The sequence below is a fragment of the Sporosarcina beigongshangi genome, assembly GCF_033485195.1.
Lineage (GTDB): Bacteria > Bacillota > Bacilli > Bacillales_A > Planococcaceae > Sporosarcina > Sporosarcina beigongshangi.
This window is the reverse complement of sequence record NZ_JAWLIR010000002.1, coordinates 191,420-212,384: the sequence shown is the minus strand read 5'-3', so window position 1 is coordinate 212,384 and position 20,965 is coordinate 191,420. Positions and strand designations below refer to the sequence as shown.

At 43.2% G+C, this 20,965-nt stretch carries 16 protein-coding genes and 1 other annotated feature; of the genes, 14 read left to right on the top strand and 2 right to left on the bottom strand.

From position 1 onward, the window contains the following. Positions 1 to 25: 25 nt before the first annotated feature. The 14 genes from R2B77_RS01570 (at position 26) to R2B77_RS01505 (ending at position 19,192) form a co-directional block, all read left to right on the top strand. The gene (locus R2B77_RS01570; protein ID WP_203246758.1) at positions 26 to 748 is read left to right on the top strand and encodes a sugar isomerase domain-containing protein; all 723 of its coding nucleotides are present in this window, start codon (positions 26 to 28) and stop codon (positions 746 to 748) included. A gap of 248 nt (positions 749 to 996) precedes the next feature. Next, complete coding sequence (locus R2B77_RS01565; RefSeq protein WP_203246759.1) at positions 997 to 1,971, top strand: tetratricopeptide repeat protein; 975 nt, start codon at positions 997 to 999, stop codon at positions 1,969 to 1,971. Positions 1,972 to 2,363: 392 nt separating this feature from the next. Then, entirely contained in the window at positions 2,364 to 3,650 is a 1,287-nt protein-coding gene (gene tig / locus R2B77_RS01560) for a trigger factor (RefSeq protein ID WP_203246760.1), read from the top strand. Between the two features lie 152 nt (positions 3,651 to 3,802). Further along, positions 3,803 to 5,068 (top strand): ATP-dependent protease ATP-binding subunit ClpX, encoded by a 1,266-nt coding sequence (gene clpX / locus R2B77_RS01555; protein ID WP_203246761.1) that lies wholly within the window; start codon positions 3,803 to 3,805, stop codon positions 5,066 to 5,068. Between the two features lie 118 nt (positions 5,069 to 5,186). Next, the gene (lon, locus tag R2B77_RS01550) at positions 5,187 to 7,511 is read left to right on the top strand and encodes an endopeptidase La (RefSeq protein ID WP_203246762.1); all 2,325 of its coding nucleotides are present in this window, start codon (positions 5,187 to 5,189) and stop codon (positions 7,509 to 7,511) included. Beyond that, positions 7,508 to 8,089 (top strand): ribosome biogenesis GTP-binding protein YihA/YsxC, encoded by a 582-nt coding sequence (gene yihA, locus R2B77_RS01545; RefSeq protein WP_203246763.1) that lies wholly within the window; start codon positions 7,508 to 7,510, stop codon positions 8,087 to 8,089. The genes lon and yihA overlap by 4 nt, the downstream gene beginning before the upstream one ends. Before the next feature lie 246 nt (positions 8,090 to 8,335). Continuing rightward, positions 8,336 to 9,700 (top strand): glutamyl-tRNA reductase, encoded by a 1,365-nt coding sequence (gene hemA / locus R2B77_RS01540; protein WP_203246764.1) that lies wholly within the window; start codon positions 8,336 to 8,338, stop codon positions 9,698 to 9,700. A gap of 147 nt (positions 9,701 to 9,847) precedes the next feature. Beyond that, positions 9,848 to 10,678: a cytochrome c biogenesis protein gene (locus R2B77_RS01535; RefSeq protein WP_203246765.1), complete on the top strand. Its 831-nt coding sequence runs from the start codon at positions 9,848 to 9,850 to the stop codon at positions 10,676 to 10,678. Positions 10,679 to 10,770: 92 nt separating this feature from the next. Then, a complete protein-coding gene (gene hemC / locus R2B77_RS01530; RefSeq protein ID WP_203246766.1) occupies positions 10,771 to 11,700 on the top strand; it encodes a hydroxymethylbilane synthase in 930 nt (309 codons plus the stop codon). Continuing rightward, entirely contained in the window at positions 11,693 to 12,451 is a 759-nt protein-coding gene (locus R2B77_RS01525; protein WP_203246767.1) for a uroporphyrinogen-III synthase, read from the top strand. The genes hemC and R2B77_RS01525 overlap by 8 nt, the downstream gene beginning before the upstream one ends. A 2-nt stretch (positions 12,452 to 12,453) precedes the next feature. After that, a complete protein-coding gene (gene hemB, locus R2B77_RS01520; protein ID WP_203246768.1) occupies positions 12,454 to 13,434 on the top strand; it encodes a porphobilinogen synthase in 981 nt (326 codons plus the stop codon). Further along, positions 13,435 to 14,727, top strand: coding sequence for a glutamate-1-semialdehyde 2,1-aminomutase (gene hemL / locus R2B77_RS01515; RefSeq protein WP_203246769.1), 1,293 nt, complete (start codon positions 13,435 to 13,437; stop codon positions 14,725 to 14,727). 296 nt (positions 14,728 to 15,023) lie between these two features. After that, positions 15,024 to 15,692: a hypothetical protein gene (locus tag R2B77_RS01510; protein WP_203246770.1), complete on the top strand. Its 669-nt coding sequence runs from the start codon at positions 15,024 to 15,026 to the stop codon at positions 15,690 to 15,692. 416 nt (positions 15,693 to 16,108) lie between these two features. After that, positions 16,109 to 16,346 (top strand) — a binding site (T-box leader). A 200-nt stretch (positions 16,347 to 16,546) separates the two neighbouring features. Beyond that, the gene (locus tag R2B77_RS01505) at positions 16,547 to 19,192 is read left to right on the top strand and encodes a valine--tRNA ligase (protein WP_203246771.1); all 2,646 of its coding nucleotides are present in this window, start codon (positions 16,547 to 16,549) and stop codon (positions 19,190 to 19,192) included. A gap of 90 nt (positions 19,193 to 19,282) precedes the next feature. On the opposite strand, the gene R2B77_RS01500 is transcribed toward R2B77_RS01505, so the two are convergent. Together R2B77_RS01500 and R2B77_RS01495 are read right to left on the bottom strand one after the other, a co-directional pair. Then, positions 19,283 to 20,074: an ATP-grasp domain-containing protein gene (locus R2B77_RS01500; protein WP_203246772.1), complete on the bottom strand. Its 792-nt coding sequence runs from the start codon at positions 20,072 to 20,074 to the stop codon at positions 19,283 to 19,285. After that, positions 20,071 to 20,937: an ATP-grasp domain-containing protein gene (locus R2B77_RS01495; protein ID WP_203246773.1), complete on the bottom strand. Its 867-nt coding sequence runs from the start codon at positions 20,935 to 20,937 to the stop codon at positions 20,071 to 20,073. Before R2B77_RS01495 ends, R2B77_RS01500 begins: the two co-directional genes overlap by 4 nt. Positions 20,938 to 20,965: the final 28 nt, after the last annotated feature.

The following is a 20,965-nucleotide window of genomic DNA, read 5'->3' as shown; positions in this document are numbered from 1 at the left end:
GTAAGTGAAATATGGAGGTAGGTCAGTGAATCCTTATTTTGAAGCGATTAATACGTTGATGCAAGAAGTTTCAAATGAAGAACAGCCGACGATTGAAAAAGTGGCGGTTGAAATTGCGAAACGCCTTGCACGTGGTGGTATTATTCAACTGTTTGGCTGCGGACATTCTCATTTAATTGCAGAAGAATCTTATTTTCGTGCTGGCGGCTTAGTCCCTGTACAACCAATTTTTATCGAATCTCTTATGCTGCATAAAGGAGCGACAAAAGCTTCTGCGCATGAGAAGGATGCTACGTTTATACAGACATTTGAAGACCAACTCGATTTTCGTCAAGATGATACGGTAATTGTTATTTCGACTTCGGGTCGTAATCCAGTGCCAATTGATGTGGCGAATAAGGCGAGACAAAGTGGAGCATATACAGTTTCCATCCAATCGCTTTATTATGAAGCAGCTGTTCAGCCTTCTAGACATCCATCAGGCAAGCGATTGGAAGATGTCGTCGATGATCAGTTAAATACGCATGTGCCGCTCGGAGATGGGCTTTTGACGTCCGGTGAGCTGCTCTATGCTCCGGCATCTAGCATTATGGCAAACTTACTTCTTCACGCAGCCTTTAACCGTGTGATGGAGATTATGATTGCCGACGGTCTGGAACCACCTGTCTTTAAAAGTAGCAATATAGATGGAAGCACGGCACATAACGAGCGAATGATTGAAAGATATTCCAATCGCATTCACTTTTAACTTAATTCAGCAGGGGGTCCAACCCCCTGCTGAATTAAGTTAAGCCTCCGGCGGATGTCACAGATTGTGAAGGGAGTTAATTGAGCAAGCTCAATTCAACATCTGGACGCAATCACGCCAAGGCGTGATTGACAATAGGTACAATCAGCGCCCTCGTCACAAGCGAGTGGCGTTTTTTGTTCGATTGTATCAATTTCAAAATGGAAATTGCTATGCTATAGTGAGTATGATGAAAGAAGGTGAGTGTGGTGCGTAGGAAATACGGAAGAATTCGGAAAACGGAAAATGTAATTGTCTTCCCGGGTACATATGAAAAGCTTGTAGAACAAGGGCTAGTTGCTGTGGAACAGTCGAATTTCGATGAAGCAGTCCGTGTATTTGACCAGGCTATTTTGTATGAGCCTGATTATCCGGAATTTCTTGGCCCATACGCTGTTGCCCTTTATGAAACAAAAGAGTTTGAGCGTGCAAAAGAAATTGCGGCAAAGCTACTGCATAGCGGGGCAACTGATTATATTGATGCCATGGAGTTGTATTTAACGATCAGTATTCAATTGCAGGAATATGAGGAAGTTGAAATGACGATTGATACGCTAATCGGCGAAGGAATTGTTCCGAAGGAAATGCTGCAAAAATTTAATTATTTACGGGAATTGAATGGTCGATTATCCAATCGCTATTCTGATGAAAATCTGACTGAATCTGTGAATTTTTTCACATTAGAGGAATTCAATGCGATGGATAAAATGCAACAGCAGTATGCGCTTGCTTCTATTGAAGGGCAGGATTTATCGGAAATGATTCCTCAGTTGGTAGCAATAGCGGAGCAAAACGATGTTGCGCCGCTTATTATCTCTTTTGTGTTGGCGCTGCTGTATCAGGCGGGCTACGCTGAGGAGCTTACTGTGCGGAAGTTTGGTAGGGAGCAAACGATTACCCTTCCTGAGTTGACGCTTCCGGGTCGCGATGATTTGACAGGTGATGTGCTTGCGGAGATAGAGAAACTGTTACTAAAAGATCCGTCTCGTTTGGAAATGGCACGTGGACTAATTGAAAAGTTTGCCATTACTGCATTTCCGTTCGGTTGGGGTGAATACCCAGCGCATGAAGTGGCCGTGGCGTATGTCAACTACATAGAAAGCCTGTTTTCGGGGGGATCCTTGCCAGAAACAGAATTGTACAAACTAATCCAGCAAGTCGATAGTAATCTGGATGATTTATAAAGTAATCAATTACGCCTCGGCGTAATTGCGTACAGATTTTTTCGAGCTTGCTCGAAAAGCTCCACTGAAAATCTATGACATCCGCAGGTCGACAGGATGTCGATCATGCAACCGTTGCCACAGGACGTGGCGCACTTAGGTTGCCTTCCTTTAATTTGATTCAGCAAAGCTTTAAGACACAACTGATATTGAATGCAGATTTATCGTTCATCCCGCGACTTAATAGAAGTGGGGGACTTCTGTAGCTGACGCTTCGCTTTCGGTACAAACACATCTGCTGAAGCAAATTAAATCTGTTGAAAGATGCAAAGACTATGATATACTGTAAGGGTTGTCAATGAGTATATAAGTACGAAAACATATTGGCCAAAATGATTCGGAGGTATTTAATTATGTCAGTTAAATGGGAAAAACACGAAGGTAATACGGGGACACTTACAGTTGAGGTTCCTGCTGAAGAAGTAACAGCGGGTATTGACAAAGCATTTAAAAAAGTTGTGAAACAAGTTCAAGCGCCTGGATTCCGTAAAGGTAAAATGCCACGTCCAATGTTTGAAAAAATGTACGGTGTAGAATCACTTTACAATGATGCACTAGATTTCATTCTTCCGGAAGCTTATGCAAAAGCAATTGAAGAAGCGGACGTTGAACCAATTGACCGCCCTGAAATTGATATTGAGCAAATGGAAAAAGGTCAAGCGCTTATTTTCAAAGCAGTTGTTACGTTAAAGCCAGAAGTGAAACTTGGAGACTACAAAGGTCTTGAAGTGACACGTCAAGAAACAACAGTAACAGATGAAGAAATCGAAGAACAACTTCAAGAAAGCCAAAAAGCATTCGCTGAATTGGTAATTAAAGAAGATGGCGCGGTTGAAAATGGTGATACAGTGAAGCTTGACTTTGAAGGCTTTGCGAATGGTGAAGCTTTTGAAGGTGGAAAAGCTGAGCAATACGAACTTGAAATCGGTTCTAACTCATTCATCCCAGGCTTTGAAGAGCAAATGGTTGGTATGAAAATAGGTGAAGACAAAGACATCGAAATTACATTCCCAGAAGAATACCATGCGGCAGAGCTTGCAGGCCAACCAGCAGTATTCAAAGTAAAAGTACATGAAATTAAAGCAAAAGAAATTCCAGCACTAGATGACGAATTGGCGAAAGAAATTGACGAAGAGGTCGAAAGCCTTGAAGCATTGCGTACGAAGTTGAAAGAAAGAACAGCGGACGATAAGAAATCAGCTTCTGAAACTGCACTTCGCGACGATCTTGTTGAAGCAGCTGCACGCAACGCAGAAATCGACATTCCTGAAGTGATGATCACGTCTGAAACTGATCGCATGATGGACGAATTCGGACAACGCCTTCAACAGCAAGGTATGAACATGGAGCTTTACTTCCAATTCTCAGGTCAAAATGAAGAAGCACTTCGTGAGCAAATGAAAGACGACGCACTAAATCGTGTCCGTGTTTCTTTAGTGCTTGAAGCAATTGGTAAAGCGGAGAATATTGAAGTTGCAGAAGAAGATATCAACGCTGAGCTTGAAAAAATGTCTGAGCAATTCGGCATGGAAATCGAGCAAATCAAGAAAACGCTTGGTGGCACGAAAGTTCTTGAAAATGATCTACGCTTCAATAAAACAGTTGAGTTTCTTGTTGAAAACGCAAAAGTTACCGAATAATAATGTAGAATAAGGACAAGGTACGGAAGACCGTACCTTGTTTTTCGTAGAAAAAGAAAGAAGTTACTTTCTTACATAGTGGTACAAATTCTAATTAGTTGATTATAATCGGGGAATCTTGTAAGATTGTCACTTGAATAGGGGTGAGCATAATGTTCAAATTTAACGATGAAAAAGATAACTTTAACTGTTCTTTTTGCGGGAAATCCCAGGAGCAGGTGCGTAAACTAGTCGCTGGGCAAGGCGTCTATATTTGTGATGAATGTGTTGAACTTTGTGCGGAAATCGTTGAAGAGGAAGTCGGACTCGAAGAAGGTTTCGAATTGAAAGACGTTCCAAAACCGAAAGAAATACAAAGCATACTCAATGATTATTTGATTGGGCAGGATCGTGCAAAAAAATCTTTGGCAGTCGCTGTCTATAACCATTATAAGCGTGTGAATTCGAACAGTAAGATTGATGATGTTGAGCTGTCGAAATCTAATATCGTTCTAATCGGACCTACAGGAAGCGGTAAAACATTACTTGCTCAGACACTTGCAAGAATCCTTGATGTTCCATTTGCGATTGCAGATGCTACATCATTGACGGAGGCAGGATATGTCGGTGAAGATGTTGAAAACATTTTGTTGAAGCTGATTCAAGCGGCTGATTATGATGTTGAACGTGCCGAAAAAGGGATTATTTATATCGACGAAATCGATAAAGTTGCACGTAAATCTGAAAATGCATCAATTACACGCGATGTATCAGGTGAAGGTGTCCAACAGGCACTTCTTAAAATTCTTGAAGGAACAGTGGCGAGCGTACCACCACAAGGCGGACGTAAGCATCCACATCAAGAATTTATCCAAATCGATACGACGAATGTCCTCTTTATTGTTGGAGGTGCTTTCGACGGAATTGAAGATATTATTAAACGTCGTATTGGACAAAAGGTTATTGGTTTCGGTACAGAGCAGAAGGTGTTAAAAGAAGATCAAACCTTGCTTGCAAGATTGATCCCAGAAGATCTTCAACGCTTTGGCTTAATACCGGAGTTCATCGGCCGTTTACCGGTCATTGCAACATTGGAGCAGCTAAGTGAAGATACGCTTCGTCAAATCTTAACGATTCCTAAAAATGCGATTGTTAAACAATATCAGAAGATGTTTGAACTTGACGATGTGGCTCTTCGTTTTGAAGATGATGCATTACTAGAAATTGCCAAAGAGGCGATTGAACGAAAAACTGGTGCTCGTGGCTTGCGTTCTATTATCGAGAATATTATGTTAGATGTAATGTACGAACTGCCTTCTTTGGAAGAAGTAACGGAATGTATCATTACAAAAGGTTCTGTCACTGGAGAATCAACGCCTATCCTGTTAAGGGAAGACGGTACTTCTGTCGACTTAGATCCTGAGAAAAATTCGGCGTAACGCCTGAAGGTTGAGCTGACTCCGACGACGCGCGTGTAAATGCGCTCATCGGTCGTCAGCTTTTTTTTCCACATACTACAATGTCTTGTTATACATAACTCATGGAGGTGACTTCCACATGACAACGAATAAGAGAACAAACATACCAGTGCTACCGTTACGTGGGCTACTTGTCTACCCATCACTTATTTTACATATTGATGTGGGTAGAGAACGCTCTGTATTTGCAATTGAACACGCGATCGCACAGGATAATTTGATTTTCCTTGCGACGCAAAAAGATATTAGTATTGAAAACCCCGAGCCGGAGGACCTGTATGAAATCGGTACATTGGCATTAGTAAAATCATTGACACAGCTACCAAATGGTACATATCGTGTACTCATTGAAGGGGTAGAGCGTGCGAAATGGTCAAATTATGAGGAAGCAGATTTATATCCGGTCGTTGAGGTTGTAGGGTATCCAGATGATGAGGAGAAAAATGCTGAATCAGAGGCTCTAATGCGAACATTGCTTACATATTTCAAGAAATACTCGAAGGTATCGAAGAAAGTAACCAAGGAAACGTATGATTCGGTTGCTTCTATCGTTGAGCCGGGTAGACTTGCTGATATGGTCGCTTCGCATTTACCGCTGAAGATAGTGGCGAAGCAGGAAGTTCTTGAAACAACAAATGTCCACGAGCGTCTCGAATGGCTGATTACAAGGCTTTATAATGAGCAAGAAGTGCTGAATTTGGAACGTAAAATTAATGAGCGTGTCAAGGAAGCAATGGAGAGAACGCAAAAGGAATTTTATTTACGTGAGCAAATGAAGGCTATCCAAACAGAGCTTGGCGATAAGGATGGAAAAGGTCTAGAAGTTGCGGAGTTAACCGAACGAATTGCACAAGCGAATATGCCAGAAGGCGTTAAGGAAACAGCATTGCGCGAGCTTGACCGTTATGAAAAAATTCCGTCCGCTGCAGCTGAAAGTGGAATTATCCGAAATTATATCGATTGGCTAGTGGCTTTACCTTGGTCAGATGCATCTAAAGATCAGCTTGATATTAAGCGTTCTGAGGAGATTTTAGACCGTGACCATGACGGCTTGGAAACAGTCAAGGAACGAATTCTTGAATATTTAGCAGTTCGTCAGTTGACGAATTCTTTGCGTGGCCCCATCTTATGTTTGGGTGGTCCTCCAGGTGTAGGTAAAACATCCTTAGCGCGATCTATTGCGGAATCACTGGGACGGAAATTTGTACGTATTTCACTCGGTGGTGTGCGTGACGAGTCTGAAATTCGTGGGCATAGAAGGACGTATGTCGGTGCGATGCCAGGGCGAATTATTCAAGGTATGAAAAAAGCAGGTAAAATTAATCCGGTATTTTTACTGGATGAAATTGATAAGATGTCAAATGATTTTCGTGGAGACCCGTCATCTGCGATGCTAGAAGTGCTTGATCCGGAGCAAAACAATTCATTTAGCGATCATTATATTGAAGAGCCATACAATTTGTCGAATGTGTTATTCATTGCAACTGCCAATGATTTGAGTGCGATTCCGGGGCCGCTTAGAGATCGTATGGAAATCATATCGATTGCTGGATATACAGAAATCGAGAAATGTTCGATTGCGAAAAATCACTTGATTCCAAAACAGTTGAAGGAGCATGGCTTAACGAAGTCGCAAGTTCGGATTAGCGACCCGGCAATCCTAGATATTGTTAGGTATTATACACGGGAAGCCGGAGTACGTGGTTTAGAGCGGGAAATTGCGGGGGTTTGTCGTAAAGCAGCGAAACAGATTGTGACAGGCGATAAGAAAAGTGTGACAGTCAGCCCGAGGACATTGGAGTCGTTAATTGGTAAAAAGAAAGTTCGTTATGGTCAGGCGGAAACGGTGAATCAAGTTGGTGTAGCGACAGGACTTGCTTATACGCAGGTTGGTGGCGATACACTGCAAATTGAAGTTTCTTTGTCCCCTGGGAAAGGGAAATTGATTTTGACCGGGAAACTTGGAGACGTAATGAAGGAATCTGCGCAAACAGCGTTATCGTATGTGCGCTCGAAAACAGGGGAATTTGGGATTGACCCAGAATTCCACGAATCGTATGATATTCATATCCATGTTCCTGAAGGCGCGATTCCGAAGGATGGTCCGTCGGCAGGTGTGACGATTGCGACTGCGCTTGTGTCTGCATTGACGAAGCGACCAGTGCGTCGTGAGGTTGGGATGACTGGCGAAATTACACTACGCGGTAGAGTTTTACCCATTGGTGGAGTGAAAGAAAAAACATTAAGCGCTCATCGCGCTGGCTTGACGACGATTATCTTGCCAAGTGATAATGAGCGCGACATCGAAGATATTCCAGAAAGTGTTCGGAAAGAGTTGACCTTTAAACTTGTTTCGGACGCAGAAGAAGTTCTCGAAATAGCATTGGAGGAATCTTCAAAATGAAAGTCCATAACGTTGAAATGATTATGAGTGCCGTAAGGCCAGAACAATATCCGTCTGAAGGATACCCAGAGTTTGCGCTTGCAGGCCGGTCGAATGTCGGGAAATCGTCATTTATCAATAAGATGATTGGCAGAAAAAGTCTTGCTCGTACATCTTCAAAGCCGGGGAAGACACAAACACTGAACTTTTATAAAATCGAAGAGCAATTGTTTTTCGTCGATGTTCCGGGATACGGCTATGCGAAAGTGTCAAAGTCATCCCGTGAAACATGGGGGAAATTTATTCAACAATATATGGTGGAGCGCGAGCATTTACGTGCTGTCATTCAAATTGTGGATTTGCGTCATCCGCCGACGAAGGATGATTGCCTCATGTACGACTTTTTGGTGAATTATAATATCCCTGCGATTGTTGTTGCGACAAAAGCTGACAAGATTCCTAAAGGGAAATGGGATAAGCACCTGAAAATTGTTCGAGAAACACTTCAAATGAGAAGCTTCGATTCCCTTATTATGTTTTCATCTGAAAAAGGGATTGGTATGGAAGAGGCTTGGCGAGAGATTGAAAGTAGAATGTGATGTATATGAAAAGTCCGAAGGGAGTCATTTTCTTCGGACTTTTTTTGTCTGCTAATAAAGCAGTCCCGTTGTTTAGTGCAAATTTATTGCATTGTGGTGAGACAACTACTAAGATAGATTAGAATCATTATAAATAATCTATTCAAACTGTTCATAGTCATACGTTGTTCACAAATTATCAATGAGAAATAATTGTCGTATGATATAATATAGCCATGAATAGAAAGTGAAAGGTGTGGGCACCTGGTGTATACAATCGTAGTTGGTGTTAATCACCGGACGGCACCCGTTGAGATACGAGAGAAATTATCTTTTATTGAAGCTGAGCTGCCGCAAGCGATGCAAACATTGCAACAGCAAAAAAGTATATTAGAAAATATTATTATATCGACATGTAACCGGACTGAAATTTATGCCGTTGTCGATCAATTGCATACAGGACGTTATTATGTAAAAAACTTTTTGGCTGAATGGTTTGATTTACCATTGGAGTCTTTTTCGTCGCATTTAATTATCCAAGAAAATGATGGAGCGATTGAGCATCTGTTACGTGTCTCAGCGGGTATTGATTCCATGGTACTTGGTGAAACGCAAATATTGGGTCAAGTACGCGACAGTTTCTTAGGAGGTCAAGAAATTGGTACGACAGGAACTGTTTTCAATGAGCTCTTTAAACAAGCAGTGACGTTCGCGAAAAAAGCACATACAGAAACGGCAATTGGTGAAAATGCAGTATCCGTATCGTATGCTGCTGTAGAGCTTGGTAAAAAAATATTCGGTTCCCTTAACGATAAGAATATTGCCATACTTGGTGCGGGGAAAATGGGCGAGTTAGCTGCAAAAAACCTGCATGGCAGTGGTGTTGGAAAAGTGACGGTTATTAACCGCACGCTGTCCAAAGCAGAAGAGCTTGCTGAAAAATTCGGTGGGCAAGCAAAATCGATGAAAGAATTACAGTGTGCACTTCTCGAAGCTGATGTCCTCATTAGCTCAACAGGTGCAAATGGTTTCGTCATTGACTATGAACTGATGGAGTATGCGGAGCGTTTACGTAAAGGGAAACCAATTTTTATGGTTGATATTGCGGTGCCGCGTGATTTAGATCCGCGTATTGGTGATTTACCAAATGTATTCCTTTACGACATTGATGATTTGCAAGACATTGTCGAAGCAAATCTTGCTGAAAGAAAACATGCTGCTGAAGAAATTGGTCTAATGATTGAGCAGGAAATTGTCGTATTTAACGAATGGGTAGCGACTTTGGGCGTTGTTCCTGTACTTTCAGCACTTCGTCAAAAAGCGCATCGTATTCAATCAGAAACGATGGCAAGTATTGAGAACAAAATGCCGAATTTAACGGATCGTGAGAAAAAAATATTGAGTAAGCATACAAAATCGATCGTCAATCAATTATTAAAGGATCCAATATTACAGGCAAAAGAGTTAGTGATGGATAAAAATGCGGCTGAAAAACTAGAGTTATTTCAGCAAATTTTTGGGATTGACGAAGAAGTTGTCCAAGAAAAAGAATTACTTGCGGGACAGGCGAAGGATCGTTTGAGGAGCAAGGTGAAAAGAACTGCGATAGCACAGCCAGATGTTCAATATTGAGTAAGTTAAGGAGTATTTTGCATCTATAGCAGTATAGTAGGTGTTCAAAATACTCCTTTTAAAGGTGATATAAATTGAAAGCGGGCTTCAATAAAGGGTTCCACCTGCGTGCTTAGCGTTTTTTAGCGGAAAGGTAGAGATGGTATCATGGCTGATATGACGATGGCGAGGCTGCATGAAGTGATGGTCGTTTTGTACGCAGTAAGCCTCGTCTTTTATTTTATAGATTATTTGAATAAGGATAGGATTGCACACCGAAGTGCTTTCTGGATTTTATCTGTAGTTTACATTTTACAAACGTTATTTCTTCTATTTTTTATGCTTGAAGCGAAACGTTTTCCGATTTTATCACTGTTTGAAGGGATTTATTTTTATGCGTGGCTACTCATTACACTGTCAATCGTGTTGCATTTGTTTTATAAAATAGACCATGTTGTCTTTTTCTTGAATGTCATCGGCTTTTGCTTCATGACCATTCATACATTCGCTCCGATGCAAATCGCGCAGTCACCGATAGGCGATGCGCTTGTTTCAGAGCTATTATTCATTCATATTACGTTTGCGATTTTATCCTATACGGCATTTTCGATGTCCTTTGTCTTTGCGATTTTATATTTGTTAGTTTATAAAATCTTGAAGAAAAAGAAGTGGTCAAAACAATTTAGTCGATTGCCATCGTTGCATCAAACAACAATGGGTATGAAAGCTTCGATTTATACGGGCATTCCTTTGCTGCTTGTTAGCCTAATTTTAGGGATGCAGTGGGCGCAAGTAGCGCTGGACGAGTGGTCACTTTTTGATATGAAGATTGTAGGATCATTTATTCTTCTAGGTGTTTATAGCTCTGTATTATTTTTGCAACGGGGTGGTAAGCTGACAGGAAACGATTTCGCTTGGGTAAATATCTTTGCGTTTTTGTTTGTTATTATTAATTTTTTCCTAGGGAGCAAATTATCTACATTCCATTTTTGGCTCTAACTTACTAGAGCTGAAACTGCAGGCATACGTTCGATGAAATTGTGCCAAATACAACAGGTCTATAAGATAAAGAAAGGTTGGATTGAAATTATATGAGGAAAATCATCGTAGGTTCAAGAAGAAGCAAGCTGGCATTGACGCAAACGAATTGGTTTATTGATCAAATGAAGGCGGCTGGGGTACCATTTGAATTTGAAGTGAAGGAAATTGTGACAAAAGGCGATCAGATTCTTGATGTAATGCTTTCAAAAGTAGGGGGTAAAGGTCTGTTTGTTAAAGAAATTGAGCAAGCGCTTTACAATAAAGAAATTGATTTTGCTGTCCATAGTATGAAGGATATGCCGGCAATCCTTCCAGAGGGACTTGTCATTGGCTGTATTCCGCCGCGTGAAGACGCGCGTGACGCCTTCATTTCAAACGGTCATGTCAAGCTGATGGATTTACCGGTAGGCGCTGTTGTCGGTACATCTAGTTTACGACGCAGCTCACAGTTGCTGCTCTTACGCCCAGATCTAGACATCAAATGGATACGTGGCAATATCGATACACGTTTGAAGAAATTGCATGACGGTGAGTATGATGCAATTTTACTTGCCGCAGCGGGTATGAAACGGCTAGGCTGGAGCGATGATGTCGCAACTGAACTGATTTCTGCTGAAGATTGTATTCCGGCGGTTGGTCAAGGTGCGTTGGCCATCGAATGTCGTGCAGATGATCAGGAATTGCTTGCAGAACTTGCGAAAATTTCTGATGATAAAACATGGAAAGAAGTTGAAGCGGAGCGTACATTCTTGTCGGAAATGGACGGTTCATGCCAAGTGCCGATTGCAGGCTTTGCGAAATATGACGGTGTCAATGTTGAATTGACAGGCTACATTGCCTCTCCTGATGCAACGCAAATTTTCAAACAGTCTTTCGTAGGTGCTGATCCGGTTGAAGCTGGTAAAGAAGTTGCCAAGATATTGCGTGCACAGGGAGCTTCTGAAGTGATTGAGAAAGTGAAGGCGGAAATGGATGCGTAATGGTCAACCGCTATTAGGGGAGACGGTCATTTTTACGGGGACGCCGAAATCACAAGATGTTTTTGAACGGGTGGAGCAGTATGGCGGCATACCGCTGTCATTTCCACTGATTCGAGTAGCAGAGTTGGTGGAACCGACGGATGAGCTTCGTTTGAACGCTTGTCCGACATATGATTGGCTCATTTTTACGAGTCAAAGTGCAGTGGCTGCATTTGGCGCTAAACTTAAGCGTTTCGAGATATCGTCAGCAACTATTCCAGCAAAAATTGCAGCAGTTGGTACAAAAACTGCAGAAGCACTTGAAAAGCTTGGTTTTACTGTTGACTTCATCCCAACAGTGTTCAGCGCAGATGTATTCGTTAAGGAATTTAAACCGACTGAAATGGATATTCGCCGTCTATTATTCCTACGTGGTTCAATAGCTGGAGTCACCATCAAAGAAGAATTGCCTTTTGAGGTGGATGAATGGACGGTTTATACAACGGAACGAGTCAGTGACTCAATTGGCTCACTCATTGATGTGTTGCAGCATAATAAGCAACTAAATGTTTTGTTCGCAAGCCCTTCGGCGGTGCGTGTATTTGCTGAGGAAGTTGCACCTCGAGTAGGATGGACTGGTTATACGATTGCGGCAATTGGACATGTGACGGAAAAAGCGCTGCTTGAAGCAGGAGCCGCCGTTCATGTAAAGCCTGATACATATACATTGATGGATCTCGTCGAGAAATTGGCGAGGCGAAAGGAAGGGTAACTTTGGAGAATTTACAATTCAGACGTAACAGGCGTTTACGTAATTCGACTACATTACGTGCGATGGTGAGAGAAACAGTTTTACAGAAAGAGGATTTCATTTATCCGATTTTTGTGACTGAAGGGGAAAATGTGAAAAATCCTGTATCTTCAATGCCTGGTGTTTTTCAATTTTCACTAGATCAATTAGCGGTTGAAATCGATGAAGTCGTTGCACTCGGAATTCCTGCGGTAATTCTGTTTGGTGTCCCAGCGGAAAAAGATGCGACAGGTACGGGGGCTTATCATGACCATGGAATTGTTCAGCAAGGTATTCGTTTTGTCAAAGAACGTCATCCAGAACTGATTGTTATTGCGGATACATGCTTATGTGAGTATACCGACCACGGACATTGTGGCGTGGTCGAGGGTGACAAAGTATTGAACGATCCTTCACTGGATTTATTGGCACGAACGGCTGTCAGCCAGGCACAAGCGGGTGCTGATATTATTGCACCATCAAATATGATGGATGGCTTTGTCGTTGCGATTCGTCAAGCGCTGGATGCGGCAGGATTTTTAGATATTCCGATTATGTCTTACGCTGTGAAATATGCTTCCGCTTATTATGGACCATTCCGTGAAGCAGCGGGTTCGGCACCACAGTTTGGCGATCGTAAAACGTATCAAATGGACCCAGCGAACCGTCTAGAAGCAATGCGCGAAGCGGAGTCCGATGTGGCAGAAGGTGCGGATTTCTTAATCGTCAAACCGGCACTGTCGTATCTTGATATCATTCGTGATGTGAAAAATAATTTTGTCTTACCGATTGTTGCTTATAATGTGAGTGGTGAATATGCGATGGTCAAGGCGGCTGCTCAAAATGATTGGATCGACGAAAAGAAAGTCGTTCTTGAAACATTGACAAGTATGAAGCGTGCGGGTGCAGATCTGATTATGACGTACCATGCTAAAGATGCGGCGCGCTGGCTGGAGGAGAACTAATTGGGAAGAAATTATGAGTTGTCGAAACAAGCATTTGCTGAGGCTGTAGATTTGTTACCAGGCGGCGTGAACTCACCGGTTCGTGCGTTTAAATCGGTCAATATGGACCCGATTTTCATGGCAAGTGGTAAAGGTGCGGTCATTACGGATATTGATGGTAATGACTATATTGACTACGTGCTATCATGGGGACCGCTTATTCTTGGTCATACAGATCCTGACGTCGTTGCGGGCATCAAGCGTGTCGCAGAAACGGGTACAAGCTTTGGTGCACCAACAGTAGTGGAGAATGAACTGGCGAAACTCGTCATCGACCGGGTACCATCGATTGAAATGGTCCGCATGGTGTCATCTGGAACAGAAGCGACGATGAGTGCATTGCGTTTAGCACGTGGCTTTACTGGCCGTGATAAAATTTTGAAGTTCGAAGGCTGCTACCATGGACACGGCGACTCACTGCTCATTAAAGCAGGCTCTGGCGTTGCAACGCTTGGTCTACCAGATAGCCCGGGCGTACCGGAATCGGTTGCCAAAAACACGATTACGGTTGCTTATAATGACTTGGAGAGCGTCAAAGCAGTTTTTGATGAATTCGGTGATGACTTGGCCGCTGTCATTGTTGAGCCAGTAGCGGGGAATATGGGGGTTGTGCCTCCTGAACCTGGTTTTCTGGAAGGTCTACGTGAGCTGACAGAGAACAATGGCACGCTTCTAATTTTTGATGAAGTGATGACAGGCTTCCGTGTAGGTTATAACTGTGCACAAGGTCATTTTGGTGTGACACCAGATTTGACGTGTCTTGGTAAAGTAATTGGCGGCGGATTGCCAGTTGGTGCATACGGTGGTAAGCGTGAAATTATGGAAAACATCGCGCCTTCGGGAACGGTTTATCAAGCAGGGACGTTGTCAGGTAATCCACTTGCCATGACGGCGGGTATTGAAACATTGAAAAAGTTAACACCTGCATCGTACGATTATTTCATGAAGCTGGGCGATCAGCTAGAGGCTGGTTTCCGTGCTGCGGCAGAGAAGTACGATATTCCGCATACGGTGAACCGTGCTGGCTCGATGATTGGCTTCTTCTTCACAAATGAAAAAGTTACGAATTACGATAAAGCGAAAACATCTGATCTTGGCATGTTCGCAGAGTATTATCGCTTAATGGCAGAAGAGGGCATTTTCTTGCCACCATCTCAGTTTGAAGGGATGTTCTTATCGACTGCACATACAGAAGAGCATATTGCGAAAACAGTCGAAGCGTTCCATACAGTGTTTGCTAAATTGCGTGGGTAACAGATAAAATAAATAGCTGAACTAGTACCCCCTGATCGCTTTGCTGATTGGGGGGATTTTTTGTTTATGTAATGAATCGGGAGTAATTGAGTTTTTCATATAGGTAGTCCGGTTTTCGAATTTCGTAGTTCAGTTTGGTGCGAGGCTAGTCCAGTTTCGGCCAGGTAGTCGAGTTTCTGGAATAGGTAGTCGAGTTTCGAATTTTGTACTTCAGTTCCCAAATTCCACTCCCGTCCTTCTATCAAACACAATCCGTGCATACAATTGTTTGTGTAGGAATAGAGGAGGGAACAATAATGGAGAAGAAGCAGTGGACGATGCAGGAGGATTTTATTTTCCCGGTAGAGACAGGCGTGCCGGCAGGTGTGGAGTTATTGCAAGTAATCCCGAGGTATACGGAGGAACGGACGGCAGAAGCTGTGCGCTTGACGGGTGTTTATCATATCGCAGCGAATGTCGTGTTTGATGAGGGGCAAAGAGCGGAAGATTTTTCGGATTCAGCGATTCTTATTGATGATGTAGATGTGCAAGGAGAGGCGGGGTATTTTGAATATGCAGTGCCTCTTCACATTGATTTACCGTCTGAGGTAGGTAGTCCGTTACAAGTTGTGACAACGGCAGCGATTAATGAATCGGACGGACAAGGGGTATTTAGTGTAGTTTGGGATGTCGAGTGTTCCTACGAAAAAGCAGTAGCCCAAGTGGAAGAGCCGGCAATGACTGCGTCAACAGAAGAGCTGAAAGAAGTTGTAGAAGCAGATGATTTGTCCATAACAATTGAAGCGGATAAGTCAGGGATTACAGAAGCCGAAGATGCCCTCGTGGTCGATTCACCGACTGCAACTCAAGCCGGCACTCCATTCCATGAGGCAGACGAAGCGCTGGCATTCATTGCAGGGCTTGAAGATGGGGTTTCCATAACGAGTTTCCGTTCAAATGATGTTTTTGTAAAAAACGAAAGCTAATCCACAGAGTAAGCACAATAGCAGGAAATCCCCGGTCGTCGGCACGATTAACAAACGAATGAGTTGGAAAATACAAATCGGGATGATGATTCCCTTGCAATAAAAACGGCACTTTCGCAGCCAAGGTGGCAGTAAATATGGGTTATATCCTTTTCTCATCATACAATCCTTTCATCTTTATTCTGCAGTCATTTCTCACCTCTATAGGGGAGAAATGACTGCAGTTTTATATCCTGTTTAGGGGGCGTTCAAACGCCGGCTGAACAAAGATGAAGCCTCCAGCGGATGTCACAGATTTTGTAGAGAGTTAATCGAGCAAGCTCGATTCAAAATCTGGACGCAATTACGCTGAGGCGTAATTGATAATATACTTGACGGGTGATCTACTATTCCGCTACAATAATAAGCAACTATATAAAGATGCGATGAACGGGATAGTACGTAAATTTGATTACTTCAGAGAGGGTGCCGGTGGTGAGAGGCCCTGTAATTGATTGACCGAATGTCACCCGCGAGCAGTTTCTGGGAACAGGATGAAGATTTCATCTTTAGTAGCAGAAACCGGTTTGAAGCCGTTATCGAAGTGTGAGGTGCACGAGTTCTTTGTTGTGCACGAATAAAGGTGGTACCGCGAACAGCTCCTTCGTCCTTTAAGGCGATAGGAGTTTTTTTGTTGTCCAGTTTTAAGGCGCCAGCCCTTCGAGTCGCTTTAGTATAGGGAGGGATTGAAGTACATCCCTCCTCCCTGCTGATAAAGGCGAAAAACGCCTTTATCTTCAGGTCTTCCAGCGCTTGTCAGGGCTAAGCGGCGCCTTTCACATTTCTTAGTGTCCAAAAACAAAGGAGGAATTACTATGTCAAATGAAAACTTGTCGATGCCCACAAAATATGATCCGCAGTCCATTGAATCAGGTCGTTATGAATGGTGGTTAAAAGGGAAATTCTTCGAAGCACAACCCAAAAGTGATAAAAAACCGTATACGATCGTGATTCCACCGCCGAACGTAACAGGTAAACTTCATCTTGGCCACGCTTGGGATACTACACTACAAGATATCCTAACGCGCATGAAGCGCATGCAAGGCTATGACGCATTATGGTTGCCGGGAATGGACCATGCGGGGATTGCCACGCAGGCACGTGTTGAAGCGAAATTACGTGAAGATGGCATCACGCGCTATGACCTAGGTCGTGAGAAATTTGTTGAGGAAACATGGAAATGGAAAGAAGAATATGCCGACCATATCCGCGCACAATGGGGCAAACTTGGTTTAGGTCTCGACTATTCACGCGAGCGTTTCACATTGGATGAAGGTCTGTCAAAAGCTGTACAGGAAGTGTTCGTGAAACTGTACGAAAAAGATCTCATTTACCGTGGCGAATACATTATCAACTGGGACCCAGCGACGAAAACAGCTATATCTGACATCGAAGTAATCCATAAAGATGTGCAGGGTGCCTTCTATCATATGCGCTATCCACTAACAGATGGCACGGGTAATATTGAAATTGCAACAACACGCCCAGAAACGATGCTTGGTGATACAGCAGTTGCAGTACACCCAGAAGATGAGCGCTACAAGCATTTAATCGGCAAAACGGTGCGTTTACCAATCGTAGGCCGTGAAATTCCAATTGTTGCAGACGATTACGTGGATATGGAATTCGGTAGTGGGGCAGTGAAAATTACACCTGCTCATGACCCGAATGACTTTGAAATCGGTAACCGTCACAATTTAGAGCGTGTTTTGGTGATGAATGAAGACGGCTCTATGAACAAGTTAGCAGGTAAATACGAAGGAATGGACCGCTTCGAATGCCGTAAAGCAATCGTTAAAGACTTGCAAGACATGGGTGTTTTATTCGAAATCGAAGATCATTTGCACTCTGTTGGTCACTCAGAGCGAAGCGGCGCTGTTGTTGAACCGTATTTATCGACACAATGGTTCGTCAGAATGCAGACGCTTTCCGATGAAGCCGTTAAGCTTCAACAAACAGAAGGCAAAGTTAATTTCGTACCTGACCGTTTTGAGCACACGTATTTACAATGGATGGAGAACGTACATGACTGGTGTATTTCTCGCCAACTTTGGTGGGGCCACCGCATTCCAGCTTGGTATCATAATGAAACAGGCGAAGTACATGTTGGTCACGAAGCACCAGCAGATATTGAAAACTGGACACAGGACAATGACGTACTCGATACATGGTTCTCCTCTGCGCTATGGCCGTTCTCAACAATGGGCTGGCCGGATGGCGATAACGAGGAATTCAAACGCTACTACCCAACAGATGCGCTTGTAACAGGCTATGACATCATTTTCTTCTGGGTGTCTCGGATGATTTTCCAAGGTATTGAATTTACAGAACAACGTCCATTTAAAGATGTGTTGATTCACGGCTTGGTACGTGCAGAAGACGGTCGCAAAATGTCCAAGTCACTTGGTAATGGTATTGACCCAATGGATGTCATCGACAAATACGGAGCAGATGCGTTGCGCTACTTCCTATCAACTGGTTCATCACCAGGGCAGGATCTTCGCTACTCAACAGAAAAGGTAGAATCCATTTGGAACTTTGCCAATAAAATCTGGAATGCTTCCCGTTTCGCGCTGATGAATATGGATGGCATGACGTATGAAGAGATTGACCTCTCAGGTGAAAAATCAGCTGCGGATGCATGGATTTTAACGCGTTTGAATGAAACCATCGAGCAAGTGACGAAATTAGCTGATCGCTATGAGTTCGGTGAAGTGGGCCGTGCATTATATAACTTTATCTGGGATGATTTCTGTGACTGGTATATTGAAATGGCGAAGCTACCGTTGTACGGGGAAGATGAAACAGCGAAGAAAATGACGCGCTCTGTTCTCGCTTACGTTCTCGACAATACAATGCGTTTGTTACACCCATTCATGCCCTTCATTACGGAAGAAATCTGGCAGAACTTGCCGCATGAAGGGGAGTCTATTACGGTAGCAGCATGGCCGGTTGCCAATGCGGCGCTAACGGACGAATCACGTGCAACAGATATGAAATTATTGATGGATATTATTCGTGCCGTGCGCAATATCCGTGCTGAAGTGAATACACCGATGAGTAAAAAAGTGCCTTTGTACATTGCTGCGAAAGATGACGCAACGGTTGCTGTGCTAGAAGCAAACCGAGGCTACATTGAGCGCTTCTGTAACCCGGAGACATTAACACTTGGCAAGGCAATAGCAGCACCAGGGAAATCGATGTCAGCAGTCGTCACGGGCGCAGAATTATTCTTGCCACTCGAAGGATTATTGAATATAGACGAAGAACTTGCTCGCCTTACAAAAGAGTTAGCGAAATGGCAAGGTGAAGTCAAACGTGTTCAAGGTAAGCTTGCCAACGAGCGTTTCATGTCCAAAGCACCTGAAGCTGTTGTCGCAGAAGAACGTGCGAAAGAAAAGGACTATCTTGAAAAGTACGCAGCGGTTGAGCGTCGTATGCAGGAATTGAAAGAAATCTAAGACGAACACACAAAGACCCAATCGTGGAAATACGATTGGGTCTTTGTTTATTTCTGCTCATTGGATTGCGGAACATGCAGGCAATCACTTTTAGGAAAGTCTCAACTTGATATATTCCATCAATTCCCCGGCGACTGAGAAATCATGTGTCGTATATAGCGATCGTGCGCCGACGGGATCTTCGATTTCATTGAACAACCACCTACCATCAGGTAACAAGATAAAATCAATCCCGATATAGTCGCTTTTCAACGCTTTAGCGATACGCTTCGCTTCTTTTTCTTGCCAGCCATCAAGTGTATATTTTTCGACCGAGCCACCGAGTGTGTAATTTGATTTGAAGGAGCCGTTGCCAGTCCGTTTGACCGCAGCAATCACTTCTTCACCCAACATGAAGACACGGATATCGCGTGCGCCGGATTCGATGTATGGTTGGGCAATGATAGTTTGGTTATGGAATTGTGTGAAAAAACCTTGCGCCTGTATTTGTGATGTGCAAAGGACGACTTCTTGCCCACCATATCCGTCTATCGTTTTCAAGACACATGGGTACGCGGTAATTTGATCCACCCTCCGTACTTTCTTTGTGGGTACAGCTGCAATGCCGAGAAGGGTAGCAAGCTCGAATGATTTAAGTTTATCGTTAGCAATGCGGTTAACCTCGGCTCGGTTTACTAAACGGAAGCCTTCGCTTTCAAATTGACCGGCAAGGCTTGGATTACGATCCCGAAAAAGAATAAAGTCTACATCGGTATCTGGCTGTTTATCTCCGGTAAGTAAGTGCAACTCGATGCCTATGCGTCCTGCCTCATTTATCAGGTCGTCGATGAACATTTGATTTCTAATAGCTTCAATTTTCGAGTAGTAAACAACGCCCTTCATGCAAGCTTCCTCAAAATATAAGCAATCATTGCATCCGCGACATTAACGCCCGTAACGTTATAAATATTGCGGATATGCGCGGCTGCATTTACCTCGCAGACGAGTGGTTCCTCATTGTTTCCGAATAATAGATCAACACCCGCGAATTCAGCACCGACTGCCTCAGCTGCCTGTATCGCCAATTTCCGTTGGGAATCGGTTAACTCAACTTTTGACGCCACACCACCATTTGTAATATTGGCTCGGAAATCTGTTTCTGAATACCGGTACATTGCTGCGACAATTTCACCGCCGACGATATTGACTCGGATATCACGTCCACGACTCGTTGCGATGAATTTCTGGAATACATAATCGACACCGCGCAATTCGTCTATTTTTTCATAAAACTGCTGTTCTGTTTCAATCAAATACACCTTCATGCCGAATGAGCCATGACCTTCCTTGATAATCATTGGCAGTTTGAGACGCTCTAGCACTCGTTCGTAATACCCCGAATTTCGAATAGTGAATGCAGGATACACTTTTGGTGCAATGATTGTTTCGGGCATAGGAATGTCCGATGCGGCTAATTGTAAATATTGTTTCGCTTTGTTATCACAAGTTTCTATGACAATAGGGTTGTTGAAAACAGCAACCCCCGCATTTTTTAAATAGTGTGCAAGTAAAATATCTTTGTCCAAAAAGACAACGAAGTTGGGATATTGTTCAAGTGGTTTTGACAAATACATTAGAACTTCGTAATTCTTTTTAAGTTCAGCTTGAACACCTGCTCGTTCAGCCGCTTCCCGTATTAATTCTGCCTGATCCTTAAATTTATCGCTCGTTAAACTTCCGTTATAAATTATCCAGCAACTTAACATTGTGCCCCTCCAGCCGTGATATACTTTT